Origin of the sequence: Streptomyces sp. NPDC001634 (assembly GCF_040298185.1) — a bacterium.
Lineage (GTDB): Bacteria > Actinomycetota > Actinomycetes > Streptomycetales > Streptomycetaceae > Streptomyces.
The window spans coordinates 1-26027 of record NZ_JBEOZU010000086.1 but is presented as its reverse complement, the minus strand read 5'-3'; the positions used below and the strand labels follow the sequence as shown (position 1 = coordinate 26027).

Genomic DNA, 26027 nt, shown 5'->3' with positions numbered 1-26027 from the left:
TGGGGAGTTGGACATGTCAGCACAACGATGAAGCTCCCGGTAGACGGGACGGGAGGTCGGTACCCGGTGGCGGCGGCTCGCGACGGGGAGGCAGGCCTTCCTGTCCTGGCCCATGGGCTCTGCGGTGACACCTACGCCCAGCTCGCCGCCAGATTTGGCATCGGGATCGCGACCGCAGCGAGGAGAGGTCGTACATCGCCATCACCTCGGTGGGAAGGGCAAGTTGGCCTTGAGCTGCCGTAGCGGGAACCAAAGTCCAGATGCCTTGGAGGCTGTCCGGAGTGAGCATCTTCACGGTGCATCGGGCGCGATGCCGTGTCTGGGCGACACACTGGATCTCGTCCAGGGGACGGGCGGCGAGGTAGCGGATGTACAGAATCTGCACGATGGGCCTGGCGGGTCGGCACGTGCCCTGGGACCGCGATCGGCGGTCAAGGGCCGCGGGCGGGACGAAGGCACCGGCGTCGGCCCGACGGCGCGTGTTCACAGCCAGCGCCCGTCGTAGCCCGGTCAGACCTGAGGTGGTGGCAGACGGGGCGTCGCGAGCAGGGCAGACGACGGCATGTGTCAGCCGGCACCAGGCGCTGCCGTCCCCGGCGGGATGGGCGAGGCCGGAGCTGACGTGCCAGCGGTATGCCACGGGCACCTCGATTGAGGGCAGTTCCCGTGGATGCAGCGGGATGGGCCGGTCGCAAACCCGGTGGTACCACTCCACCAGGTTGCCGCATTCGCGGCACCGACCGTGCTGTGCGCAGCGAAGAAGGCGGGGTGGGCTGTCGGGCTCGACACGCAAGGAGCGTCGCCGCCGGGAGGATGCGGGGCTGCCGTCCCAGTGCCGGGGTGCGGATGAGTGGTTCATGCGGGCGAAGGTGCCAGGCGACACACTGTCGAAGGATCGACCTGGCTGGTGACGTCCGCCGAACGGCCCCATCCAGTGCAATGTTTGTTCGAGTAACCGCTCAGGTATTCGCGTTGGCCCGCCCGATCGGGAGGTTGCCCCGTGGATCCGGCCGGGCCGTCAGTCGCCCTCCCGCCGAAGTGGTTCGTGCCCCTGACATGGAGCTCCGAAGAGTTCGTCCAGCGGCGCACTCAAGGCGTGAGCCAGCGCGTGCCACGTCTTGAGGGTGCCGATGGTGCGACCTTGCTCGATCTCGATCAGAGTCCTCCTGGCCAGGCCACCTCGAGCCGCGAGCTCGTCATGGCTCCAGCCCCGCGCCGCCCGCAGCCGCGCGAGCTCCAGACGCAGCGCCTCGAAATCCGGATCGGGCGGGAAGATCGTCACCCGACCATCCGACGGTGCAGACCACTGCCCTGACGTGTGCGCGCCACCCCACCCTCTGCGGGTACGGCGCGGACATGGAGGAACACGCCGCCCATGAGGCTTTGCACGACACGACCCGGAGTCCTACGCATCTGGACCGTCGAACTGCGCCCGCAGCCCGGCGGACCGATCCTCGTTTGCCGGCAGTGCTCCCACAGCGGGCGACTGCTCAGCGGCACATCCGCCCGCACGGAGCTCCTGGCCCACTTGGCGGGGCACGCTCGCCGCGATCCCCTCCCCGCGCACACCTTCGCACTTGCCAGTGCCACGAGCGCGGCTGTAGCCGGCATCCGCGCCATCGAGGCTGCGGTGGACCCATTCGGCTCGTGCTCGCACGTGACCGAGGCGGACGGCTGTGGCGCCTTGCGGACGCGTGCACGGCCTGCGCCGCCGCCACGACACAAGCGGCCGTCGTTCCTGATACGTTCATCAATCCCACAACGTCGTCAGCCCATGCGGGCATCTACCCAAAGCGCCGCAGCCCCCGAGGCCCGGACAGACAGACACGGGTACGGGAGATGCTCAACTACCTCGCTTCCGCGCTGCCGGCTGAGACCGGAGCTGCCGCCAGACTGATCGCCCTGCAATGCGCCTTGCGCATGAACGACTCAGCTCAAGTCCGGTTTCCGCTCGGGGTACTGCGTAGCCTTCGCTTGGGACCTGCCACGGATTCTTGGCGGGAGCTCCACCAGGCGCGATGGCTACGCTCAACCCCGTCCGCGTCGCACTCCAACGCACGCGCAGAAGTCATCCATTTCCTCGACATCGGGCTCTTCGCCCAATGCCCGGCCCGCCCTGACCGGCTCGCGGCCGCAGACTGGGCGCTGCGCGCCGCCTGCCGCGTGCGTACGGACTGCGCCCCGCTTCCCCGGCTCATTGCCATGTGCGTCACGGCTCATACCGCCCCGGAAGGCATTTACGGAATAGCAGAACTGGATCGACTGGCACATGAATGCGGGCTGCCCACAACGCGGTTCACGAATGTACTTGACCAATTGACGGTCGCAGGGCGCATCGACTCCTGGATCGTGCACTCGGTGTCAGGAGACCTGTACTGGACGCTCTGACAGAACACAGCGAGCGTGGATGTGGAAGCGCGGCTCGCCGGTGACCGCCAGACGTCGATGGCCCGCCACGCTCACCGCGGATATCCCCGCCACTCAAGTCGGCGTCAAGGTCCCCATCTCCCGAGATGGCAGCATCGGACAGATCCACACCGCCACTCGCTTGATCGCCCCCGGCATCGGCTGCATGTGGTGCAACGGGCTCATCGACCCGACCGAACTCGCTATCGAGATGCACCCCGAGGCGGAGCGCGAACAAGCCCGGTACGTCCCCGGTGTACCCGCACCCAGTGTGATGCCCTTCAACACACTCGCTCGAAGGCAGAAGTTCTGGAGCGGTCGGGCTACCGCATGACGCTCTGCGCGAGGACGCCAGGTCACCGGCGACAGCGATGAGCCCGGCACCCAGAAGTGGTCCCATTCCCGGAAGAGACTCGATGGTCTCCGCCCGCTCATCCGTATGATCGGTCGGCTCCACCACTGCCTGTAGCACCGCAAGCTGTTCGCCGAACGCACCTCGTTCCCCACCGAACTCGCTGCCGCAGCTTGACTCATTGGCATTGTGTGTGCCGATGGCTCCTGGCGAGGCCTCAAACCGCCCAGACCGTCACATATGACCTCAGGACCGGAACCCAATTCAGCCGACGCACCGCCCGTCACCTCTGGGTCAAGGCGGGCGTAGAGCCAGGACTTGAACTTCGCGAGCGGGTATGGCGACGCTACGGATGAGTGAGGGCTGCTGTGCCCCGCTTCAGGCGGCCTGGCACCGGGAATCGCTCGGTACATGCCATGCTCGAATGCGACGACGCCCCTCCTGACCTGCGCTGTACCAAAGTACCAACTAATGTTCTGATGCCGTACCTCGGTCGCGGAAACCTAGTTGTCGCCAGCATTGAAGAAGCTCTGGATAATTCACCATGAGTGCCTGTCAGCCTCACACGCTACGGCCAAAAGCGGAACATCCGTCCACATACCTTGGAGCTGCATGGTTCACCATAGCTGGGTGGACCAGTACCGCGAGGGACTGAGCCATCTCGGGGCCCTGGGTAAGTTTTTGAGACCAGTGGCGCTTAGATGCCGAATTTTGGCACTTCAATAAATTCTGGACAGATTGAGTTTCTTTGAGTTGCTAGTAGTCGTTTGCAGGCGCAGACTGATTCCAGGGCCGGAGGTTCGCCGCGCACTCATCGCTGTGTGCCGCGGACAGCTTCGAAGGTCGGTCGCAGTCACCCCGCACAGACTCAGCTGTTGCTCCGAGCCGCCGTGCATCGGCCTCTGTGAGTCCTTCGATGACTGTGGGACCAGGAACTTGAAAGGAAACCCTTGACATGGCGAGTGCAGCACTGAAGAAGGTCCTCATCACAGGAGCGGGCACTGGCTTCGGGTTCGAAGCCGCCATGCGCCTCGCCGAGAAGGGCTTCGACGTGATCGCCGGGGTGGAGATCTACGCCCAGGTGCAGACGCTGAAATGGCAGGCGGCTGAGCGCGGGGTCAGGCTTCGGGTCGAGAAGCTCGACGTGACCAACGACGGAGACCGTCGCAAGGCCCTCGACTGGGGTGTGGAGATTCTGGTGAACAATGCCGGTGTCGGTGAGGGGGGCTCCACGGTCGACATTCCCGAGGCGAACATTCGGCACCAGTTCGAGGTCAACGTCACGGGGCCGCTCGTCCTCACTCAGGGAATCGCCAAGCAGATGATCAAGCGCGGGGCCGGCCGCATCGTCTGGGTGTCCTCGCGGGAAGGCTTGAACGTCAACCCGTTCACCGGCATCTACTCTGCCTCGAAGCACGCGATTGAGGCGATCGCCGAGACCATGGCCTACGAGCTGCAGGAATACAACATCGAAGTCGCCACAGTCAACCCGGGGCCTTTCCTGACAGGCTTCAACGACCGTATGTTCCAGACCTGGGAAAGCTGGGAGGACGACCCGTCGGAGAGGCTCTTCGACTATTCCAAGCTCGCCTTCCCCCGCCCGCAATTCGACCCTGAAGCGGTCTTCGCCACGCTGACGGCTGTCGCCGCAGGAGAAGTCGACAGCTACCGCAACCTGGAGCCCAAGTCGATGATTGAGGAGACCAAGCGCCTCCAGGCGGTTCCGTGGGAGCGCAAGGTCACGGACGGCCTCGGGACCCGCCACCCCGCCATCCAGCACTCCTACGAGATGCAGCCCGAGACTCCCGTCGGGTGATCGCCTCCCGGGTAACTGCGAGTGGCAAGGCCGCCTGGGGCGCAACGCGGGCAGAACCCGAGTGCCAAAGCGGCCATGTGCGGTACGGGAGGGCCGTAAACGTGACAGCAAGGTTTGGTGAGAGCCGACCGTGGGCCTGGTGACGGGCCCTCGCGCCGGCGTAGCCACGCGCGCTCATGAGCGCACGGCGCTCACGACAGCTGGAGGTACATCAATGCCTGTCAGGCCAACTGTGCTGCAGGATCGCTACCGTAACCGCGGCACGGCTTTCACGCTGGAGGAGCGGGCGAAGCTCGGGATCACGGGGCGGCTGCCGGCGGCCGTTGAGACTCTCGACGAGCAAGCCGACCGGGCTTACGCGCAGCTGCAGCAGCAGCCCTCCAACCTGCAGAAGTACATCTACCTCAACGAGGTCCACGACCGCAATCAGGTGCTGTACTTCAAGCTGCTCGCAGACCACCTCGATGAGTTGCTCCCTGTGGTCTACGACCCCACAGTCGGCGAGGCGATCGAGAAGTGGTCCGTCGACTACCGTGACTCGCGAGCGGTGTACCTGTCGATCGACCGTCCCGAGGACGTGAAGGCCTCGTTCGAGTCGCTGGGTCTTGGCGCAGATGACGTCGATCTGATCGTCGTATCCGATGCCCAGGAGATTCTGGGCATCGGGGACTGGGGCGTCAACGGGACCGACATCTCCATCGGGAAACTCGCCGTCTACTCTGCCGCCGCCGGGATCGATCCCAACCGTGTCATAGCTGTGAACCTTGACGTGGGGACAGACAACGAGCAGCTTCTCAACAACCCGTCGTACCTGGGTAACCGGCACGCACGGGTCACCGGAAAGCGGTACGACGACTTCATCGCTCTCTACCTCCAGACCGCGTCCGAACTGTTCCCGAGTGCGCTTCTGCACTTCGAGGACTTCGGACCGTCGAACGCCCGGCGGATCCTGGTGGAGAACTCCGACAGATACCGGATCTTCAACGACGACATGCAAGGCACCGGTGCCATCGTCATGGCTTCAGTGTTTTCGGCTCTGAAGGTGACCCGGGGACGCTGGTCAGAGCAACGGCTCGTCGTCTTCGGCGCGGGAACCGCCGGCACCGGTATGGCCGACCAGATCCACGCAGCGATGCTGCGTGACGGTGCGACCCCCGACGAGGCGAAGAAGAACATCTGGCTCGTCGACGTCCACGGCCTGGTCACCGATGACATGCGAGACCTGCCCGATTACCAGCAGGTCTATGCACGGCCGAAGTCGGAGGTGAGCGACTGGTCTGACGGTGAGATCGATCTGCTCACCACCGTCGAACACGTCAAGCCCACCATCCTCATCGGCACCTCCACCGCACACAACGCGTTCACCGAGGACGTCGTGCGCACGCTGGCCGAGGGCGTCGAGCGTCCGATCCTCCTGCCGCTGTCGAACCCGACGAGCCGTATCGAAGTCATGCCGTCGGATGCAGTGCCGTGGTCCGAGGGCAGAGCACTGATGGCGGTCGGTATCCCGGTCGAGCCGGTCCGGTACAACGGGGTCTCCTACGAGATCGGGCAGGCCAACAACGCCCTCCTCTACCCGGGGCTCGGCCTCGGAACGATCGTCTCGGGTGCCCGGCATGTAACGGACAACATGCTGCTTGCCGCCGCCGAGGCGGTGGCAGGCCAGGTCGATGTGTCGCTGCCAGGAGCATCACTCCTGCCACCGGTCGCGAACCTGAGGGCGTCGTCCGCGACGGTCGCGGTCGCCGTCGCCCGTGCCGCGGCAGAGGACGGTGTCGCAACCAAGTCCCACGACGACCTCATTCAGGCTGTCCAAGACGCGATGTGGCAGCCGACCTACCCCACGGACGACCTGGAGGGCGGGCAATGAGCGACAACCAGTTGCCCCCCAAGATGCAGAACACGGCGATCGGAATCCAAGCCAGTGGAACCCGGCAGGAATTCGACAGCATGGGCACCGTCGAGGTGCCGGCGGACCGGTATTGGGGCGCGCAGACGCAGCGCTCGCTCCTCCACTTCTCGATCGGCGACGACCGGATGCCGAAGGAGGTCTACCACGCCTACGGCTACGTGAAGAAGGCGGCAGCGTTGGTGAACGCTGCCGCCGGGCGGCTGCCCGAGTGGAAGAAGCAGGCCATCGTACGGGCAGCTGAGGAGACGATCGCGGGGGAGCTCGACGACCACTTTCCGCTCTTCGTCTGGCAGACGGGGTCAGGCACCCAGAGCAACATGAACGTCAACGAGGTCATATCCAACCGTGCGTCACAGCTGCTCGGCGGCACGCTCGGGACGCAGCAGCCGATCGCCCCGAACGACGACGTCAACATGGGGCAGTCCAGCAACGACAGCTTCCCGACCGCGATGCACATCGCCTCCGTGCAACAGATCGACGAGCATCTCTTGCCTCAGGCCCGGGAACTCGCCGCATCCATCGAGGCAAAGGCCACGGAATGGGCCGAGGTCGTCAAGATCGGCCGCACGCACCTCGAGGACGCCGTACCGCTCACCGTCGGACAGGAGTGGTCCGGCTATGCAGCGCAACTGCACGCCTGCATCCAGGAAATCGAGCACAGCCGCCACTGCCTGCTCGAACTTGCCCTGGGCGGCACCGCCGTCGGCACGGGGCTGAACGCGCCAACGGGCTTCAGCCGGGACGTCGCGAACAAGATCGCCGAATTGACCGGCAAGCCCTTCGCCACGGCCGAGAACAAGTTCATGGCACAGGGGTCCCTGGACCCGATGGTGCGGGCGCACGGGGCGCTACGCGGACTGGCCGTGGCCTTGATGAAGATCGCCAACGACATGCGGTGGCTGGCCTCGGGCCCGCGCACTGGATTCGCCGAGCTGCTGCTTCCACAGAATGAACCCGGCTCCTCGATCATGCCCGGCAAAGTCAATCCGACCCAGTGCGAAGCCATCGTTATGATCGCGATTCAGGTGCTCGGCAACGACTCGGCAGTTGCATTCGCCGGGAGTCAGGGCAATTTCGAGCTGAATGCTATGCGCCCGGTCATTATTAACAACTTCATTCACTCCGCGCGCATCCTCGCCGACGGGATGGAGAAGTTCCGGAAATTCTCCGTCAGCGGCACGGAGCTCAACCGGGAAAGGATTGCCCAGTACGTTGACGAGAGCCTGATGCTGGTCACGGCGCTGAGCCCCGTCATCGGGTATCAGAACGCCGCACACATCGCCGAATCCGCCCTGGCCAATGGCCAGACACTCAAAGAGGCAGCCCTGGCCAGCGGCCACGTCGACGAGAAGACGTTCGACTCCGTTGTCGATCCACTCTCCATGGTCGGCCACGGTGTTTCCGGCGCCTGACGCAGAGGCACTGGACGGCATCGAGGACTACCCTGAGGCACGGGGCTTCGGCACGCGTGGTGGCGGGCAGCCCGGCGTTTGCCGGGTCTGTCCGCCGAGGTGTCATCCGAAGACGATGACCTGGCGTCCGATGACATCGCCACGGCCCAGGGCGTCCAGGTTCTCGTTGATGTCCTCCAGCCTGACCTTGGTCACGTTGTGTTTGATGAGGCCGGCCTCGGCGAGCGAGAGCACCTCGACGAGGTCTAGGTGGTTGCCCCAGAAGGAACCAATGTAGGACAACTCGGTGCCCACGAAGGGGAACTGCCGGTGCTCGACGCGCTGGCTCATGAGGCCGACGGCCGCCAGCGCACCCTCGGGGCCCAGTAGGTCGAAGCCCATGGAGATGGACGGCCCGCTGCCGACGCAGTCGAGGATGGCGTGGATCGTCCTGCGGCCGGTCAGCCTCTCCAGTTCGTCCTGGATGGCCTCCGTGGACTTGTTCCTGACGTTGATCCCGTGGTCCGCACCGTTCTCCTTCGCCACGTCCAGCTTGCTGTCTGTCCGCGCGAGCGCCACCACGGTCGCGCCGCCGCCGAGCAGTTTCGCGTACTGGACCGCGTAGCTGCCCAGCCCGCCGATGCCCGTGACCGCGACGGTACGGCCGGGGCCGAGCTTGCCCGCGTCCCGGAGTTTGCGCATCCCCCGGTACGGGGTCATGCCCGCGTCGGTCATGGGGGCGAGGAGCTCGGGTGCTTTCGCCGCCTCCTCCGAGACCGGGATCGCGTGGCGGCACTCCACGGCCATGTACTCGGCGAAGCCGCCCGGAGGGCCGAAGCCCACCCACCGGCCGTTGCCGCTGCACAGCTGTTCGTTGCCTTCGCGGCACTGCCGGCAAGTGCCGTCCCCCCAGCTGGGGTTGACCACGACCATGTCGCCCTCCGAGTAGCCCACCGTCGTGGGCACCTCGCTGCCCAGTCCCGCCACCCGGCCCGTGACCTCGTGACCGGGGATGTAGGGCAGATCCACCGGGAACGGACCCTCGAAGTAGCCGGTGAGAAGCTGGTAGTCGCTTCGGCACATGCCGGTCGCGGCGACCTTGAGGAGTATCTCGTCCGGCCCGGGCTCGGGCACCGGGACCTCTTCGATCCGAAGGGGTTCCTTGTATCCGTACATCCGGGCTGCCTGCATGTTCGCCATGAGAACCTCGATTTCGTAGGCAGGCGGAAAGCGGCCCGGGCCGGAGGGCGCGAACACGCAGTCCCGGTGTCGGTCACCGCGGCCGCCGCTTCGGACCCCACCATGGTCGCGCGCCTGCGCTTGCGGTGCATCCCGTGTCGTGCTGGGTGAGTCGGTGCCGAGCAGGTGGTGTCTGGTTGGACGACGAGCACTGCCTCCGGAGGCAATAAAGGGGCAAATGGGTGAATTGCCGACCCTGCGGGGTGGCCATACCGTGGATCCATGGCTATCGCAACGACGAGTCCTGTGACAGGAGAGGTCCTCAGGAGTTTCGACGAGCTGACCCCCGAGGAACTCGAAGACAAGCTCGCCAGGGCGGCGGCGGCCGCCTCGTACCGGCTGACGGGCGTCGAGCAGCGGGCGGAGTGGCTGCAGCATGCCGCCGACCGTCTGGAGAAGGAGATCGAGAGCGTCAGCGGGATGATCACCACCGAGATGGGCAAGACCTTCCGGGCGGCGGAGCAGGAAGTGGCCAAGTGCATTCACGGGCTGCGTTTCTACGCCACCGAGGGCCCTGCGTTCCTGCGGGACCTGGAGGGTGACGGCGGGCGCGTGGGCGCGAAGCAGACGTTCGTCACGTACCAGCCGATCGGTGTCGTACTCGCAGTGATGCCATGGAACCTGCCGCTGTGGCAGGCCATGCGGTTCGCCGCACCCGCGCTGATGGCGGGGAACGTGGGCCTGCTCAAGCACGCCTCGAACGTGCCGCAGTGCGCCCTGTACCTGGAGGAGCTCTTCCGTGACGCGGGCTTCCCGGACGACGTGTTCCAGACCCTGCTGATCTCCGCGAGGAGGGTGGAGCAGGTGCTGCGCGACCCGCGGGTGGCGGCCGCGACGCTCACGGGCAGCGAACCGGCCGGGCGGTCGGTGGCCGCCATCGCCGGCGACGAGATCAAGAAGGTGGTCCTCGAACTCGGCGGCTCCGACCCGTTCATCGTCATGCCCTCCACGAACCTGGAGCAGGCCACCGATGTCGCGGTCAAGGCACGGACCCTGAACAACGGACAGTCCTGCATCAACGGCAAGCGCTTCTTCGTGCACGAGGACATCGGTGACGCGTTCATCGAGATGTTCGTGGCGAAGATGGGCGCACTGGTGATGGGCGACCCCATGGACGAGGGCACCGATGTCGGCCCGCTGGCCACCGAGTCCGGTCGGCGGGACGTGGAGTCCTACGTCGACGACGCCGTCGCCAAGGGCGCGACGGTGCTGCTGGGCGGCGAACGCCCGGACGGGCCCGGCTGGTTCTACCCGCCCACCGTGCTGACCGGCATCACCCCGGAGATGCGGATGTACCACGAGGAGGTCTTCGGCCCGGTGGCGCAGGTGTGGACCGTCTCCTCCCTGGAGGAGGCCCTGCGGGAAGCCAACGGCCACCCCTACGGCCTCGGGTCGAATCTGTGGAGCGAGGACGAGGCCGAACGCGAACTCTTCGTCCGCGACGTCCAGTCGGGCATGGCGTTCATCAACGGCAACACGACCAGCTACCCCGAGATCCCCTTCGGCGGCGTCAAACGGAGCGGCTACGGACGTGAGTTGTCCGACCTCGGCATGCGGGAGTTCATGAACGCCAAGACCGTCTGGATCGGCCAGGACGCCTGAACCGGACAGGGATCGGGCGGCCTGCCGAAAACCGGGGGCCTGCACGCCGCCCGCCGTTTGTCGCCGCGCGCTGTCCGCCGAGCGGGTATGGAGGTCCGCCGATGAGTGGTACGAACCGGACGGCGTCGTCTGATCAGGAAAGGGATCAGGGAGGGCCCGTGGTCGCGGTGCTTGGCACCGGCACCATGGGGGATGCCATGGCGCGCAACATCGCGGCGGCGGGACTGGGCGTGCGCGCGTGGAACCACAACCGCGCCGCCGCCGAACCACTGGCCGCCGTCGGAGCCGCCGTGTGCGACACGCCGGCCGAGGCTTGCCGCGGCGCCGACGTCGCACTGACCGCGCTCGCGAACGAGATGGTGGTCGCCGACGTGATGGACCAGGCTCGCGAGGGCCTGGGCGGCTACACGGTGTGGGTGCAGACGTGCACGGTGTCCCCGGACGGGTCTCGCCGTCTCGCGGAACAGGCGACCCGCCTGAACGTCGCGTACGTCGAAGCCCCCCTCCTCGGCACCAAGGAACCGGCCGTGGCCGGCACTCTGACCATCCTGGCCGCCTCCCCCCAGCAGGAGGCACGGCAGGAGGTGCGACCGGTCCTGGAGGCGGTCGGCACACGCACCGTGTGGCTCGACGAGGTCGGCCAGCCCAGCAGCCTCAAACTCGCCTACAACGCCTGGGTACTCGCTACCGTCGAGGGCATCGCGGAGTCCCTCACCCTCGCCGACGCCCTGGGGGTGGATCCACGCTTGGTCATCGACGTCCTCGACGGCAGCGGCCTCAACAGCTCGTACGTGCAGAGCAAGGGCCCGAAGATGATCGACGACGACCTCGACACGCCCCTCCTTCCCCCTCGAAGCGGCGGCCAAGGACGCCGGCCTGATCACCGACACCGCCCGTGCCGCCGGCCTGCACCTGGGCATCGCGGAAGTCGTACGCGAACGCCTCCGCCTCGCGGCCGACGACGGACTCGGCCGCGCGGACGTCGCCGCGACCTACCGCATGTCCCGCCAGGCGGCATCCTGACCTGGCCGTCCCCTCGAGAGAGGCTGGAGAAACGATGACCCATGCCGGTCTGGCCGCCGCACGTTCGAGCACGGCACAACTCGCCGAAATCATCCCTCAGTTGGACGACGGACAGTGGGGGCTGCCGTCTGCGTGCGCCGGCTGGCGCGTCATCGACGTGGTGGCCCACCTCGCGGCCCTCGCCTCCGAGGCGGTGGACCCTCCACCGCCCGACCCCTCACTGCCGAAGAACCGCGAGCGCTACCACGACCTGCGCGTGGACGAACGCCGTGGCTGGAGCCATGCCGAAGTCCTCGACGAGTGGCGGCGCAGCACCCCCCGGCAGCTGGACCTGCTGGCAGCGGCCCAGGAACCACCCGGCGCGGACGAGCCCGTCGAGGTGGCCGGACTCGGGACGTATCCGCGCCATCTCCTGGCGAACACCATGGCGTTCAACGTCTTCTGCCACCTGCGCAACGACCTGCTCGCCCCAGACGGCCCGCTCCCGTTCACTCTGCCGGAACCGACCGACGACCAGGTCGCCCCCGCCATCGAGTTCATGCTCGCCGGCCTCCCCCAGATGCAGGGGCCCGAACTCACCGCCACCGTCGGCCGGCCCCTCGTCCTCGACCTGACCGGGCCGGGCGCCACCACCGTCACGATCCTCCCCGCGACCGCACCGGACGGACAGCTGACCGTGACACCAGGTGCGGACGCCGCCGCCACCCGGATCCACAGCACCGCCCTCGACTTCATCGCCTGGGCCACCACCCGCAAACCCTGGCGCGACCACTGCCGCATCACGGGCGACGCGTCCGCCGCGACCCCGTTCCTCGACCACCTCAACATCGTTTAGCGGATCTCCCGTGATGTCGGTCCCGGCATGTTGGTCTCGGCGCGCCATTCGCAAGGCGCTGGTCCGGGCCCGACCGGGACAGCGGTGACCTCACCGAGGCGTGGTACATGCTGGCGACCTACCTGGGCGTCCGCACCCGCTTCTATGACGAACGCGTTCTCGCCGCCGCTGCGGCAGGGATACGCCAAGTGGTCATCGTCGCGGCTGGATTCGACTCGCGAGCCGTCCGCCTGGGCCTGCCGGCCGACACCACGGTCTACGAGGTGGACACCGAACCCGTACTGCAGTTCAAGGAAGCGGTCATGGACGCCGCCCGGCTGGCGCCCCGCGGCGGACGGCGGCCGGTCGCCGCCGACCTGCGCGGCCCCTGGGTGCAAGCGCTGACTTCGATCCCCTCCAACCCACCATGTGGCTCATCGAGGGGCTCTTCGTGTACCTGTCGCCCGAGGACTCCGACCGTCTGATCGAAACCGTGACGCGCCTGAGTACCCACGGCAGCCGCCTGGCACTCGAATACTTCGAGAGCACTCCCCGCCAGGACGATGTGGCTACGGTCGACGAGACGGAGTCCGCGGTCATCGGGCGCATCGTGAACTTCTTCCAGGACGGGCCGGCCCTGCCCCCGCCCCATGGCTGGAGGCGCACGGCTGGGAGCCGGACGTCACAACAATCGCCGACGAGATCGCCTCGCACGGCAGGGACATACCGCAGATGTTCCAGCAGGGCCGCCCGCACGAGATCACTCTCTGGCTGGCGCAGGGCCTGCTGCGCTGATCAAGGAAGGACATGGTGTGAGCAACTGGGGAACCGATGGTTGGGCGGTCGCGCCCGGCAAGGGTGTGCGCGTGGAGCTCGGCGGCAATCACCGGCCCGAGGTGATCGTGCCACCGGATTGGGAGACGAAGAGGCTTCCTGCGCGGCAGATGCACAGCGAGGGTTGATCAAACGGCGCCCGAGTGCAAACGAATTGGCACTCTCCGACAATGTATTGCACCCTTCGCCGGCCAATATGTCTCCGTATTCGAAAACGGTCGACGCCCGACTCCGAAGTGTTCACCGGAAATCAGGTTGCCCACGAAATTGAAACCACCGGGATGAAGCGGCCTCGACGCCGGCGGCATCCCGGGAATTCGGCGAATAATCCTTGTCCGCCACAGTCCGCGGGAGTGATGCCGCGAGATTCTGAGTTCACTCGAATGGCCCCTGGACCGGGACAAACCGCCAGGTGCCATCGAATATGGAATCCCGGGCGTCGTCCGACGTCCCCGCACCGAAGGACCGGCATGCGAATATCCCGCGAGTCCCTCCGTACGGTACACATGGCCCGATGGGCTGCGGCTCTTCTGGCCGTATCGGGTATCACCTCCGCACTGACAGTCGAAACGGCGCAGGCCGGTGCTCCGAGCGGTGATCCCGGCCGGGCGAAGCCCACCATCGTGCTCGTCCACGGCGCCTTCGCCGACGCGTCCAGCTGGAACGGGGTCGTGCAGCGGCTCCAGCAGAACGGCTACACGGTGGACGCGCCGGCCAACCCGCTCCGCGGCATTCCCCAGGACTCGGCCTACCTCGCAAGTTTCCTGAAATCCGTCAAGGGACCGATCGTCCTGGTCGGCCACTCCTACGGCGGAGAGGTGATTTCCCAGGCCGCCGCCGGAAACGACAACGTCAAGGCGCTCGTCTACATCAACGCGATCATGCCGGACGCGGGAGAGTCCTTCTCCAGTCTGTCCGCGAAGTTCCCGGCCGCCCCGCTCACCAAGGCCCTGAAGCAGGTGCCCTTCAGCAACGGTGACGGCACCACCGGCACGGACGTCTACGTGCGGCCGGACAAACTGCACCAGGTCTTCGCCGCCGACCTGCCCACCAGCCAGACCAACCTCATGGGAGCCACCCAGCGTCCGATCGCGCTGTCGGCGTTCGCGGACAAGCTCACTGGCGCGGCCTGGCGGAACAAGCCCGTATACGTCCTCGTCGGCAGGCAGGACCAGGCGATCAACCCGGCCTTGGAGCTGTTCGAGGCGAAGCGCGCGAACGCCCGTAAGACAGTGGAGATCAACTCATCGCACGTGTCCCTCGTTTCCCACCCGCAGGCGGTCAAGAACCTGATTGTCGACGCCGCCGAGGGCTATATGCGGAAGAAGTGAAATGAGGTGGTTGCACGGAGGGTCCGTCGGCTTGCTGACGGACCCTCATGCGCCTTCAGGCTAGGCCCGCTCAAAGGTGCCGTACAACGTCGCTCTCGCAAGTCCGTGGCTGAACAGGAGGAACTCCAGGTAGGCAGGGGTCGTTGTCCCGGACACCTCCAGTTCTTCCACGTCGACGGCGTGCACCACAAGGAAGTAGCGGTCCGGACCGTTGCCTGGAGGCGTTGCCGGACCGAGGTACCTTCTGTAGCCGGCGTCGTTGGCCAGTGTCACCGCGCCACCCGGCAGATCCCTGCCGTCCCCCGCCCCGGCCGGAAGGTCGGTCACGGAGGCGGGCAGATTGGCCACAGCCCAGTGCCAGAAGCCCGAAGCGGTAGGCACATCGGGGTCGAACATCGCCACCGTGAAACTCCGGGTCTCCTCGGGAAAGCCGGACCAGCTCAGCTGCGGTGAGACGTCCGATCCGCCTGCTCCCAGGATGCCGCTCACCTGCTCGCGGGCCAGTTGCTCGCCGTTGGCCACGGAATCGGAGGTCAACGAAAAGGTCCTGATCGGCGGCATGAAATCGTAGGGGCCATAGGGTTTGATCATGGCAATCCTCCGAAATGTTCTGCTGTCGGGCCCGCGCACCTCCTATTTTTCGGCGCAAGAATTCCATTACCGTTTCTTGACGCTCACATATGATACGCGTGCACCGATCAGCCGCAAGTTGCCGATTTCGAGATGTCCACTCATCCTTGTTATGTAGGTCTCAAACTGCTGCGCCCTCCCCGGGTGAACGTCTTTTAGAGGAGCATCCCATGGCCAAGATCCTGTGCGTGATGACCGGCGCAAGCTATTGGACCTTGAAGGACGGGCATCGGCACCCCACCGGCTACTGGGCCGAGGAGTTCGTGGCGCCTTACACCGTGTTCACCGATGCCGGACACGAGGTCACCGTGGCAACTCCAGGGGGCGTCATTCCCGTTGTGGACACGATGAGCCTGAGGCCCGGTATGGCGGGTGGCGAGGAAAACTCCCTCCGGGAAGAGGCCGTCATCGAGAAGGCCGAGGAGCTGCGGCACCCCATCTCCCTCAAGGACGTGCGTCTCGAGGACCACGACGCGGTCTACTACCCCGGAGGCCACGGCCCGATGGAAGACCTTTCGGTCGACCCGGATTCTGGGGCGCTCCTGCGGGAGGCACTTGCCTCCGGCAAACCCCTCGGCGTCGTGTGTCATGCCCCGGCTGCTTTCCTTGCGACCCGTGACGCGAACGGCGACACGCCCTTCGCGAACTACCGGGTAACGGGTTTCTGCAACGAGGAGGAGGCCGGTGTCGGTTTTGCCGACAAGGCAAAGTGGCTGCTGGAGGACGAGCTGAAAAAGCTGCCCACCGACTATTCGCGGGGCCCTGCCTGGGAGCCTTACACGGTCGCGGACCGCCACCTCATCACGGGCCAGAACCCGGCGTCCTCGGGGCCTCTCGCCGAGGAACTCGTCAAGGCTCTATCCTCCTGAAAGCATCTGCTGACTCTCCGACACAGGAGCCGCGGTCCCGGCGGGTTGAGGCCCGACGGGGCTGACTGTTCTGATGAGGGGCGTCGGCGGGCGCTTGATTCCCGGATGCCGAAGCGTGCTCGCGCCACCCGGGGTGACTGCTGGCGGCGGCAGGCGAGCGGATCGCCGACGCCTCAGCAGCCGTGCTGGAGCAGCTCAGTGTCCCCCGTCACACCGGTCGATACGCGAGACGCCTGCCGTCGGAGCAGCCTCTCGAAGCTCCTTCCTACCTGGGGCCTTACGCCTGCCTGCATTTGGGGACGCCATGCAAGCCGCACACCGGACCGCCATACCCGCGGGTTTCACGTCGTGAAAAGACGCTGGGTGGTCGAGCGGAGTATCGGTTGGATCATGATGCACCGCCGTCTCGCCCGCGACTACGAAACCCTCACCACCAGCCCCGAAGCCATGATCCACATCGCTTCGGTCGACAACCCCACCAGGCGCATAACGGACGAGACCACCCCCACCTGGCGAGGAACATACTCGGGCATCAAGGGCACCCCGAGGCGGAGCGCGAGCAAGCCCGGTACGTCCCCGGTGTACCCGCACCCAGCGTGATGCCCTTCAACACACTCGCCGTCGGCGAGGCCGTGACCCACTTCCTTCTCGCATCCGTCGGCCTGCACGAGAACGACGAGGATCTCGGATCAGTCATCCACCGCCCTGGAACTCGCGAACGACATCTCCAAGGTCCCAGCCAGAACGCCCGCTGCCGCTGGTGTACGTCCACGGGGAACCTCGGACGCGGCGCCAACGGAGAACTCGCGGCCCGGCAGGCGGCAACCACTCGAGCGTGAATTGGGGCCACCCTTGCCGCGCCAACTGCCGTTTCACGGCTCGGCCGACCGGTCTCGGTCCCAGCTAATTCCGGTGCCAACTATCCCTCTTTTGTGCCAACTAAAAATCCTCGTCACAAGAGGGTCACCTGCGTACGCGGGGCATCCCCAGACCGATCCAGGAGATGATCTCGCGCTGGATCTCGTTGTTCCCGCCACCGAAGGTGAAGATCACGGCCGAGCGGTAGCCGCGCTCCAGTTCGCCATGGAGCACGGCTCCCGCCGAGGCCTCCTTCAGCGCGCCCGCGGCGGCGACGATCTCCATGAGCCAGGCGTACGCCTCGCGCCGGGCCTCGGAGCCGTACACCTTGACTGCGGAGGCGTCCTGCGGGGTCAGCGTGCCCTCCTGGAGCGCGTTCACCATCTGCCAGTTCAGGAGCTTCATCGCATCGAGCTTCGTGTGGGTCCGGGCGAGGCGGCGGCGCACCCAGGGCAGGTCGATGACGCGGCGGCCGTCGGCGAGCTTGGTCTCCATGGCCCAGCGCTGCACGTCGTGCAGGGCACGGATCGCCATGGTGCCATGTGCGGCGAGGGTGACGCGTTCGTGGTTGAGCTGGTTGGTGATCAGCCGCCAGCCCTTGTTCTCCTCGCCGACGCGGCGGGAGACGGGGACACGGATGTTCTCGTAGTAGCTCGCGGTGGTGTCGTGCGAGGCGAGTGTGTTGATCAGGGTGCAGGAGTAGCCGGGGTCGGAGGTCGGCACCAGAAGCATGGTGATGCCCTTGTGCGGCGGGGCGTCCGGATCCGTGCGCACGGCGAGCCACACCCAGTCCGCCGTGTCGCCGTTGGTCGTCCAGATCTTCTGACCGTTGACGATGTAGTCGTCGCCGTCCCGCACCGCGCGCGTCTTCAGGGACGCGAGGTCCGTTCCCGCGGCCGGTTCGCTGTAGCCGATCGCGAAGTCGATCTCGCCGGAGAGGATCTTCGGCAGGAAGTACTCCTTCTGCTCGTCGGAGCCGAACTGCATGAGCGTGGGGCCGACGGTGTTGAGCGCCATCAGCGGCAGCGGTACGCCGGCCTGGGCGGCCTCGTCGAAGAAGATGAACTGTTCCATGGGGGTCAGCCCGCGTCCGCCGTACTCCTTCGGCCAGCCCACGCCGAGCCATCCGTCCGTGCCGAGGCGCCGGATGGTCTCGCGGTAGAAGCGCTTCTGCGCGGCCGGGTCGGCGATGGGGGCACCTCCCATGCCTTTCGGGTTATGGGGGAGGGCGTGGGCGCCCGGCGGGACCAGTTCGGCGAAATAGCCGCGCAACTCGGTGCGCAACCGCTGCTGCTCGGGCGTGTAGTCGAGATGCACGGCGCCTCCAGGCTCCCCAAGGCCGGTCCTGACGGCGCACACCGTAGAACGTGTTCCAGAAATTGGGAATGCCGGTGCATGCGCGAATACCGCTGCATGGGCGCATGCGCGACTGCCGGTGCATGCGCGCATGAGAGGACGGCCCGGGTGCACGCACGGCAGGCCCGGGCGGCCTTCTCGCCATCGGACGTCAGTCCGTCGTCTTCCGGGCCGTGTACGAGGCGATCGCTTCCGGGGTGAGATAGGCGTCCGTCCGCTCGAAGTCCTGGAGCGTGGCCGGGCGGCCGGACTGGAAGCCGGTACGCACGAAGTCGTAACCCGCCAGTGCGTTGAGCGTCCAGTTCGTCAGGGTGCGCAGCCGGGCCGGAATCGTCCGCAGGGCCCCCAGGTGGTAGCCGCGCGCCACGACCTGCGCGGGCAGCCCCGTGAGCTCCACTCCGACCGGCTTGGAGACGGCCTGGGTGCCGCCGAGGTCGACGACGAGTCCCAGGTCCCGGTGGTGGTAGTCGGCGAGCGGAGCACCGTGCAGCGCCGCCGCGACGTTCTTCGCCGCCCTCCAGCCCTGGCGCATGGCGTGCTGGGCGGTCGGCGGGCACACCGCGTCGCCGTCCTTCTCGAGGTCGGGCACCGCGGCGGCGTCCCCCAGGGCGAAGATCCCGTCCAGGCCCGGTACGGTCAGGTCGGGCCGGACCACCAGCCGGCCGCGGTTGGTCTCGGCGTTCAGCGTGGCGATCAGCGGGCTGGCCGCGACCCCCGCGGTCCAGATCAGGGTGTGGCACGGCAGCTTGCGGCCGTCGGTGAGAGTGACGGTGTCCTGTGTGGCCTCGGCGACCGAGACCCCGAGGGAGATGTTCAGTCCACGCCGCTTCAGGATGGTGAGGGCCTTCGCACCCAGCCGGTCGCCGAGTTCGGGCATGAGCTTGGGCGCGATGTCCACCAGATGCCATTTGACGATGGCCGGATCCAGGCCCGGGTAGCGCTTCACCGCGGCGGTGGTGAGGTCATGCAGATAGGCGGCGGTCTCCGTGCCCGCATAGCCGCCGCCGACCACCACGAACTGCAGCCGCATCTCGCGTTCGGACTGGTCGGAGCTCGCCGCCGCGAGGTCGAGCTGGGAGATGACGTGGTCGCGGACCCAGGCCGCCTCGGCGAGCGTCTTCATGCCGACCGCGTGCTGGGCCACCCCGGGGATGTCGAACTGCCGCGTCACACTGCCGGGCGTCAGCACCAGATAGTCGTAGCGCTCGACGGTCGTCTCGCCGTTGATCTTCCGCACGACCACGGCCTTGGCAGCGGGATCGATGCCGACCGCCCCGCCGGGCACGACGATCGTACGGCGCAGCAGACGGCGCAGGGAGACCGCGACCGACTGCGGGGTGAGGATCCCTGACGCGACATGCGGGAGCAGGGGCAGATAGAGCTGGTGGGGGTAGGGGGTCACGAGTTTCAGGGCGGCCTCTTCGGGCTTGAGGATCCGCTCCAGTTTGCGTGCGGTCTCCATCCCGGCGAATCCGCCGCCTACGATCACGATCCGGGGCACGGTCATGACAGGTCCCTCCTCGCGGAGCCAACGACGCCTGCCACGCTAGGGAACACTGCCCTCGCCCGCATCCGCATCCCTTACGCGGTTCTCCGTCACCCTCTCACGGACCGCTCCTCCGTTCCCCTGCCCGTGCCGTTCCACCGCTGCTAGCCTCCCGCTCGGGAACCGGTTGCCATGAGCGTTGCCGCACGTCCGGAGGGCGGGCGGCGCCGTCATCGGCACAGGAGGGGCGGGGGTCTTGACCAGGAAGAGCCGCGACGGCTCCGAGGGACGGCACACCATCCGGGACGTCGCCGCCCGCGCGGGGGTGTCCGCATCGACGGTCTCCCGTGTGCTCGGTGGCGCGTACCCGGTGAGCGCGGCGACCCGCAGCCGGGTGATGCGGGCGGTCCGGGAGCTGGACTACGTGGCCGACGCGCGTGCCAAGGCCGTCGCGGGCGTGGGCACGCCGACCCTGGCGTTCGTCCTCGACGACATCACCGGGCCGTCGTTCGCGCACATGGCGCACGGTGTGGAGCGCGAGGCGAGCCGCCTTGGCCATCTGTGCCTGGTGTGCAGCACGGACGGCGATCCCGAACACCAGCTGGACTTCATCGAGATGATGCGTGCCCAGCGCACGAAGGCCGTGATCCTCGTCGGCGGCACCGGTGACACACCCGAGAACCGGGACCGCATGGCACGGATCGCGGATCTGCTGGCCTCGGCCGGGTCGCGGCTCGTGCTGTGCGGACGCCCTCCGCTGGCGCCGGGGACGCCGGTGACGGTCATCGAGTACGACAACGAGGGCGGCGCCCACGCCCTGTGCTCCCATGTGCTCGCCCAGGGCCACCGGCGGATCCTCTTCCTCGGCGGCGAGGCGGACAACGCCACGGCCCGGGGCCGGGAGCGCGGCTACCGGACCGCGCACCAGGCCCGCGGGCTGGAACCGGACCCGGCGCTGATCATGTCCGGCGACTTCACCCGGGCGTCGGGCCACCGGCTGATGCGCGAAGCCCTGGCGCGGGGGCTGGAGTTCACGGCCGTCATGGCCGCCACGGACATGGTGGCGGCGGGCGCGCTCACCGCTCTGCACGAGGCGGGTCTACGCGTCCCCGACGGCGTCTCGCTGGCGGGGTACGACGACATCCCGTTCGCACGGGACCTGTACCCCCCGCTGACGACGGTCCATGTACCTCACGAGGAGCTGGGCCGGCTCGCCGTCCGTACGGTTCTCGGCCGCTCCCCGGGCGATCCGGACGAACACCTGCTGCTGGGCACGCACGTCGTCGTCCGCGCCTCGGTCGCTGCGCCCAGAAGCTGACACGGATACGGGCCCGCCGTCGGAGCAGAGGGCGGCGGGCCCGTGCGTCACCCGGTTTCCCGGGCCCTACTTGGCGTACATCAGCGTGCCGAAGCCCAGCTGGTCGTAGCCGCCGCTGGTCGAGCCGTAGTCACCGCCGCCGCCCTCGGGAGCCACCGAGAAGGCCATCTGGGCGATGTACTTGTCGTCGAGATACAGCCGCCGGTTGTAGTGGTAGTGAAGCATCGCCCACACGGGGCGGACCTGGCCACGAGACGTGGACGAGATCACGGTCTGTGACTGCTGGGCGCAGTTCTGGCCGCTGCCCCAGGTGTACGTGGTGAACGGGACGCCGTTGCCCAGGTTGTACTTGGCGACGTACTGGGCCGCCTTCATGAACCGTCGGCCGTCGTACGAGTAGAGGTCGTCGCCCTGGTTCCAGGCCATCTCGCAGATCGCGCCCATCTGGCCCATGCCCATGACGCTGTGCCCCTGGTCACGGCCGGACTCCTGCCACTGACCGAGTCCGTAACCGCTCGCGTCGGTGTAGAGGTACGGCACCGCGTGCCCGATGGAGCCGTTGCCCGCGCCGGACTTGAAGTACGTGACGGCCTGGTCGTACTTGGCGCCGTCGTCGCACAGGATCCCGATCGCCATCACCGACGCCATGTTGCACAGGTCCCAGTTGGCCCAGTAGTTGGTGATGCAGGCGTCGTTGTGGTTGGTCAGGAAGCTTTTGTTGAGCGGGTAGAAGACGTTCAGCATCATGTCCTTGAACGCCGTGAGATCGAACCCGCTGTAGCCGCGCATGAGTTCGGCGGCGTTGGCGAACTGCCAGCCGTAGATCCCGGCGGCGAGGAACCGGTCGGCGTTGCCGGTGACGGTGGTGAGCCTGGCGGACCAGGCGTTGAGGATCCGTACGGCGCAGTCGCCGTTCGCGCTCGTGCCGGCGACCTTCCAGCGCAGGGCGTTCTGGTAGGCGGCGGCGATGTCGTTGTAGAGGATGCCGTAGTTCTCGCCCGTGCCGCCGCGGATGACGGTCGTCTGCGGGTTGGGCGTCCAGGTGGAATGTGAGTGGGAATTGGCGATCAGCTTGTTCCAGCCCGACAGCCAGGGGTCGTTGCCCGCGGCGACCCTGACCTTGGCCCGGTTGATGTCGCCCGCGTTGTGCAGCATGCCGGGGTGGGTGAAGGTCGCCGGTGCCGCGTCCGCCTTCGTGGCGGCGGCCGAGGCACCGAGGGCGAGAGCGGCGATGAGCCCGCCCGCGGTCTGCAGCAGACCACGGCGGCTCACCTCTTCCCGCCGGACCGATGCGGGGGGACGTTCGCGGCGGCTCATCGCTGTGCATCTCCAATCCGTGGGGGGATCTAGATCGTGGTGATGCTCACCTCGTCGAACCGGGCGGTGCCGAGGGCCAGTGGGCTGCGGGAGCAGACCACGAGGCCCACGTGGTAAGGGGCGTCACCGAATCCCGGGACCTCGCCGGAGGCAAGGCCGGTCCAGGTGGCGCCGTCATCGGTGGAGACGGCCGCGGCGAAGGCGGTACCGGTGCGCTTCAGCCGCAGCAGCAGAGGCAGGCGGACAGTCGTCGTGCCGGAGAAGGCGGAGGCACCGGCCACGGTGGTGCGGAGCATGAGCTGCGCGGTGGTCCCGCCCGTGACGATCGCTCCGGCGGCCTGGTCGAACGGCGACAGGGACTTGGCCATGAGCAGGCCGACCCGGTCGGCGGTGGCGCCGGTGCGGGAGACCAGCCGTGCGGTGATCCCGCAGTCGCCGGTGACCGGCTGCCGTACGAACTGGCCTGTCATTCCCTGGCCGTTGACCGTGAGGTCGACGCCCGCGCCGCGGACCGTAAAGGTCCCGTCGTCGTAGGACGTACTGCCGGGCGTCCGGATCGCCACCACCCCCAGGGTCCCGAAAAGCCGGTCGCCCAGGACCGGGTCGCCGAGGTCCCCGTACGCCCAGGGGTCGGGCGGGGGTGTGCCGACGGTGAGGGTCAACGTGCCGGACGCGGTCCCGGATGCGTTGCCGGCGGTGGTCGTGACCGTGAACTCCCCGGTTTCGGCGGACGTTCCGGAGATCAGACCGGTGCGCTTGTGGACGCGCAAGCCCTTGGGCAGCCCGTCCGCGGTGAACCGCACGGGCTCGTGCTCGGCCCGTAGCAGACAGCTGAACGCGGCGCCCTGGTTGGCGAACGCCGTGGTGGACGAGGTGAGTTGCGGCATGGACGGCGTGGGCATCGACGCGGCGGCGGACTGCGACAGCGGCCCCCGACCGGCGCAGTTGGTCTTGGCAACCTTGTAGTGGTACGTCGTACCCGGTGCACCGGTGGCGTCCACGTACCGGATTCGGGTGCCGAAGCCGACCGGGCCGGTGCCGGTCGCGATCGTCTCGTAGAGGCCGTCGGCGCCGGTGGACCGCAGCACCGTGTACCGGGCCGAAGGGTCCGGATCGCTCCAGGCCAGCTCGACGGCATCGGCCCCGGTGGTGGCCCGCAGGTCGGTGGCGGTGCGCGTGGGGCGCGGTACGCGCCAGACGTCGCCGTCCTCAGACGTCACGCTGACGTTGTCGAAGGCGCCGGTGCCGGTCTCGGCGTACGACGCGTCGACACCCAGGCAGGAGGTGAGGGCGAGTCCCGCGTAAGCGGTGTTCCCCAGCTCGACCTCGCTGGAGCCGACCTCGGTCCAGCGGATACCGTCCGGGGAGATGGCGCCGGTGCAGCGGGCGCCCTTGCGGGTCACCCGCACCCAGTACGGGGTGCGCAGCCGGTAGCCGTCGCCCGCGCCCTCGACATACGGTGCCTCGAGCGGTGTCGCCGATGCGGGCAGCTCGCCGAGGCCGGAGATCGGGAAGGCGGCGCTCGTGGTGATGGCCTGCTGCTGGGTCGGCGGCACGGGGGTGCTGCCGGTGGCGGAGACGGATGCCCCCGCCGTGGGCCGTACGGTCCACACGCCGCTCCAGGTGTGCAGCGGCAGGCCCTGGATCAGCATGGAGGCGTGCGCGGCGTCGGCGTCGAGCGAGGCCCGCAGGGTGACGCCGGTCTTGGAGTACTGCGAGCTGAGCGGCCACACGATCCGGGCCGTGACGGTGCCGTCCCCGTGCAGGGGCAGGTGGGCCAGACGGTAGGTGTCCGCGGTGCCGCTCGCCTCCAGTACGAAGCGCTCGCCGTCGAAGGCCCCGGAGCCGGGGATCCTCACGTCCCCTGCGTCCTGGGTCGACCAGGGCCCCGGGAGTCCGGCGGTCGCCGTCGTCCGGGCGGAACCTCCGCTCGTACCGAGGGAGTTGACGGCGGTGACTCCGTAGTGGTAGGTCCGGCCCGGGTGCACGTCCCGGTCCGTGTACCGCGGCTCCTCGACACCTTCTGCGACCTTCTCGAACGGTCCTTCGGGCCTGGTGGCCCGGCCGACCGTGTAGGAGGTCGCCCAGGCGGAGGGCAGCCAGGCCACGGTGACGGCGTGGTCGTCGCCGGCCGCGGTGACCCCGGCGGGTGCGGCCGGCACGCCCGGCGAGGGGGCCTTCGCCCCGGCATAGGTGAGCGTGCCCCAGCTCGGCAGGTCGTCGTTGCTGCCCTCGATCGCCCTGGCGCCGCCGGTGCCGCGGAAGACGGCGCTCTTCGTGTACGGGGTGTCGAGGCCGCGTACGCCCGCGTAGTGCGCGTACGCCATCTCGTAGATCGGCGGCAGTGTGCCGCGCTGCTTGTCCGACACGACGGTCTTGATGTACTTGCCGGTGCGGTCGAGGTCGGGGACGAAGGGCACGTCGCCGCCGAGGTTGTAGCGGGCGGCGTACTCGAAGTTGGCGAGGATACGGTTGTCGTCGAAGCCCCACAGGTCCACGCCCTGGTTCCAGGCGACCTGGGCGGCGTCTCCCATCAGTCCGACGGCGAGCTGCTCGTGGCCCTGGTCGCGGCCGCTCTCCTGGCCCTGGCCCGCGTCGGTGACGATGCGGTGGCGGACGCTGCCGTTGCCCGCACCGGCGGCGGCGAAGCGCAGGCCGTCCTCGAAGAGCGTGGATTCCTCGCAGAACACGCCGATGGCCAGAATGGTCTGAACAGCCGTCAGATCCCAGTTGCCGTTGGCGTAGAGCATGTAGCCGGAGACAGCGGGATACCAGACATCGAGGAAGGAGCGCTCGCAGCGTGCGATGTCCGCGTCGCTCCAGCCGTCGTAGCCGGTGTGCCGCAGCAGTTCCGCCGCATTGACGAACTTGAAGGCCTGCAGGCCGGCGCCGAGCGGGCCGTCGGCCCCGGTGATCGTCTGCAGGGACTGCGACCAGGCATTGAGGATGTCCCGGGCCTTGTCGGCATGCGCGCGGTCGCCGGTGATGCCCCAGATCAGCGCGTTCTGGTAGGCCGCGGCGGAGTCGGCGACGGCCTGGTTCTGGTAGTTGGTGGGCCCGCGGCCCCAGGAGGTGATCTGGCCGGTGTTCTGGATGGTGTACGACGCAGATGAGCGCGCATGGGCTGCGAGCGCGAGGTAGCCGTCGTGGACGGGGGATTCCTTGGCGGCGACGGCGGCCTTCATACATGCGAGGTCGTCGGCGCTGTGCAGCAGTCCGGGGTGGGTGAAGGGTCTGGTGACGGTGGCGTCGTCCTGGGCCCGTGCCGTGCCGGGCACGAGCAGTCCGCTCGCGCCCGGCACCAGCAACAGGGCCGCTGCGCCGCCGAGGAAGCCGCGGCGGCTCGGCGCGGGGATCGTCATGACGCGGCGGCCGGGGCGGCCACCGCGGGGGTGTGTTAAAAACTGTTGTTAACAAAAACTTTTTATTTAAAAAACCACCCGTGGGGGGTGTTTGTAACCAATGGGGTTGTA

At 67.6% G+C, this 26027-nt stretch carries 18 protein-coding genes and 2 pseudogenes; 12 read left to right on the top strand and 8 right to left on the bottom strand.

Translation table 11 applies throughout. The features are described from left to right. Positions 1-16: 16 nt before the first annotated feature. Positions 17-859 carry a DUF6083 domain-containing protein gene (locus ABT186_RS48155; protein ID WP_502973462.1) on the bottom strand — a complete coding sequence of 281 codons (843 nt, stop codon included), beginning with the start codon at positions 857-859 and terminating at the stop codon, positions 17-19. Positions 860-1018: 159 nt separating this feature from the next. Beyond that, a complete protein-coding gene (locus ABT186_RS38260) occupies positions 1019-1282 on the bottom strand; it encodes a helix-turn-helix transcriptional regulator (RefSeq protein WP_351224898.1) in 264 nt (87 codons plus the stop codon). 2431 nt (positions 1283-3713) lie between these two features. Between ABT186_RS38260 and ABT186_RS38255 the strand changes: the two genes are divergently transcribed. The 3 genes from ABT186_RS38255 to fumC all read left to right on the top strand — a co-directional run bounded on the left by ABT186_RS38255 (position 3714) and on the right by fumC (position 7898). Then, positions 3714-4574, top strand: a complete 861-nt coding sequence (locus ABT186_RS38255; RefSeq protein ID WP_351224896.1) for an SDR family oxidoreductase — start codon at positions 3714-3716, stop codon at positions 4572-4574. Positions 4575-4788: 214 nt separating this feature from the next. Then, the gene (locus tag ABT186_RS38250) at positions 4789-6444 is read left to right on the top strand and encodes an NAD-dependent malic enzyme (protein ID WP_351224894.1); all 1656 of its coding nucleotides are present in this window, start codon (positions 4789-4791) and stop codon (positions 6442-6444) included. Beyond that, on the top strand, positions 6441-7898 hold the full coding sequence (gene fumC, locus ABT186_RS38245) for a class II fumarate hydratase (protein ID WP_351224892.1): 1458 nt from the start codon (positions 6441-6443) through the stop codon (positions 7896-7898). Before ABT186_RS38250 ends, fumC begins: the two co-directional genes overlap by 4 nt. A gap of 102 nt (positions 7899-8000) precedes the next feature. On the opposite strand, the gene ABT186_RS38240 is transcribed toward fumC, so the two are convergent. Next, complete coding sequence (locus tag ABT186_RS38240; protein WP_351224890.1) at positions 8001-9077, bottom strand: NAD(P)-dependent alcohol dehydrogenase; 1077 nt, start codon at positions 9075-9077, stop codon at positions 8001-8003. Between the two features lie 261 nt (positions 9078-9338). On the opposite strand from ABT186_RS38240, the gene ABT186_RS38235 reads away from it, so the two are divergent. The 6 genes and pseudogenes from ABT186_RS38235 (at position 9339) to ABT186_RS38205 (ending at position 14720) form a co-directional block, all read left to right on the top strand. Next, positions 9339-10718 (top strand): NADP-dependent succinic semialdehyde dehydrogenase, encoded by a 1380-nt coding sequence (locus ABT186_RS38235; RefSeq protein ID WP_351929030.1) that lies wholly within the window; start codon positions 9339-9341, stop codon positions 10716-10718. Between the two features lie 158 nt (positions 10719-10876). Continuing rightward, the gene (locus ABT186_RS48150) at positions 10877-11779 is read left to right on the top strand and encodes an NAD(P)-dependent oxidoreductase (RefSeq protein ID WP_502973461.1); all 903 of its coding nucleotides are present in this window, start codon (positions 10877-10879) and stop codon (positions 11777-11779) included. Next, positions 11776-12576 carry a maleylpyruvate isomerase family mycothiol-dependent enzyme gene (locus ABT186_RS38220; protein ID WP_351929028.1) on the top strand — a complete coding sequence of 267 codons (801 nt, stop codon included), beginning with the start codon at positions 11776-11778 and terminating at the stop codon, positions 12574-12576. Before ABT186_RS48150 ends, ABT186_RS38220 begins: the two co-directional genes overlap by 4 nt. An 89-nt stretch (positions 12577-12665) precedes the next feature. After that, positions 12666-12991 (top strand): annotated as a pseudogene (locus ABT186_RS38215) (class I SAM-dependent methyltransferase); the annotation flags it as partial. Positions 12992-13367: 376 nt separating this feature from the next. Next, the gene (locus ABT186_RS38210) at positions 13368-13517 is read left to right on the top strand and encodes a hypothetical protein (RefSeq protein WP_351929026.1); all 150 of its coding nucleotides are present in this window, start codon (positions 13368-13370) and stop codon (positions 13515-13517) included. A 378-nt stretch (positions 13518-13895) separates the two neighbouring features. Next, complete coding sequence (locus ABT186_RS38205; protein WP_351929024.1) at positions 13896-14720, top strand: alpha/beta fold hydrolase; 825 nt, start codon at positions 13896-13898, stop codon at positions 14718-14720. 60 nt (positions 14721-14780) lie between these two features. Here the strand turns inward: ABT186_RS38205 and ABT186_RS38200 are convergent, their stop codons facing one another. Continuing rightward, positions 14781-15311: a YbhB/YbcL family Raf kinase inhibitor-like protein gene (locus ABT186_RS38200; protein ID WP_351224880.1), complete on the bottom strand. Its 531-nt coding sequence runs from the start codon at positions 15309-15311 to the stop codon at positions 14781-14783. A 209-nt stretch (positions 15312-15520) separates the two neighbouring features. Here ABT186_RS38200 and ABT186_RS38195 point away from each other — a divergent pair, with 209 nt between their 5' ends. Then, positions 15521-16219, top strand: a complete 699-nt coding sequence (locus ABT186_RS38195; protein WP_351224878.1) for a type 1 glutamine amidotransferase domain-containing protein — start codon at positions 15521-15523, stop codon at positions 16217-16219. A gap of 333 nt (positions 16220-16552) precedes the next feature. After that, positions 16553-16744 (top strand): annotated as a pseudogene (locus ABT186_RS38190) (transposase); the annotation flags it as partial. Positions 16745-17182: 438 nt separating this feature from the next. Here the strand turns inward: ABT186_RS38190 and ABT186_RS38185 are convergent. Both ABT186_RS38185 and ABT186_RS38180 read right to left on the bottom strand, forming a co-directional pair. Beyond that, the gene (locus tag ABT186_RS38185; RefSeq protein WP_351224876.1) at positions 17183-18394 is read right to left on the bottom strand and encodes an acyl-CoA dehydrogenase family protein; all 1212 of its coding nucleotides are present in this window, start codon (positions 18392-18394) and stop codon (positions 17183-17185) included. A 190-nt stretch (positions 18395-18584) separates the two neighbouring features. Further along, a complete protein-coding gene (locus ABT186_RS38180; protein ID WP_351224874.1) occupies positions 18585-19940 on the bottom strand; it encodes an NAD(P)/FAD-dependent oxidoreductase in 1356 nt (451 codons plus the stop codon). A gap of 235 nt (positions 19941-20175) precedes the next feature. On the opposite strand from ABT186_RS38180, the gene ABT186_RS38175 reads away from it, so the two are divergent. Continuing rightward, positions 20176-21237 carry a LacI family DNA-binding transcriptional regulator gene (locus tag ABT186_RS38175; RefSeq protein ID WP_351929022.1) on the top strand — a complete coding sequence of 354 codons (1062 nt, stop codon included), beginning with the start codon at positions 20176-20178 and terminating at the stop codon, positions 21235-21237. A gap of 66 nt (positions 21238-21303) precedes the next feature. Here ABT186_RS38175 and ABT186_RS38170 read toward each other — a convergent pair whose 3' ends face one another. Further along, on the bottom strand, positions 21304-22554 hold the full coding sequence (locus ABT186_RS38170; RefSeq protein ID WP_351929020.1) for an alginate lyase family protein: 1251 nt from the start codon (positions 22552-22554) through the stop codon (positions 21304-21306). A gap of 29 nt (positions 22555-22583) precedes the next feature. Next, a complete protein-coding gene (locus ABT186_RS38165) occupies positions 22584-25916 on the bottom strand; it encodes an alginate lyase family protein (RefSeq protein WP_351929018.1) in 3333 nt (1110 codons plus the stop codon). Positions 25917-26027: the final 111 nt, after the last annotated feature.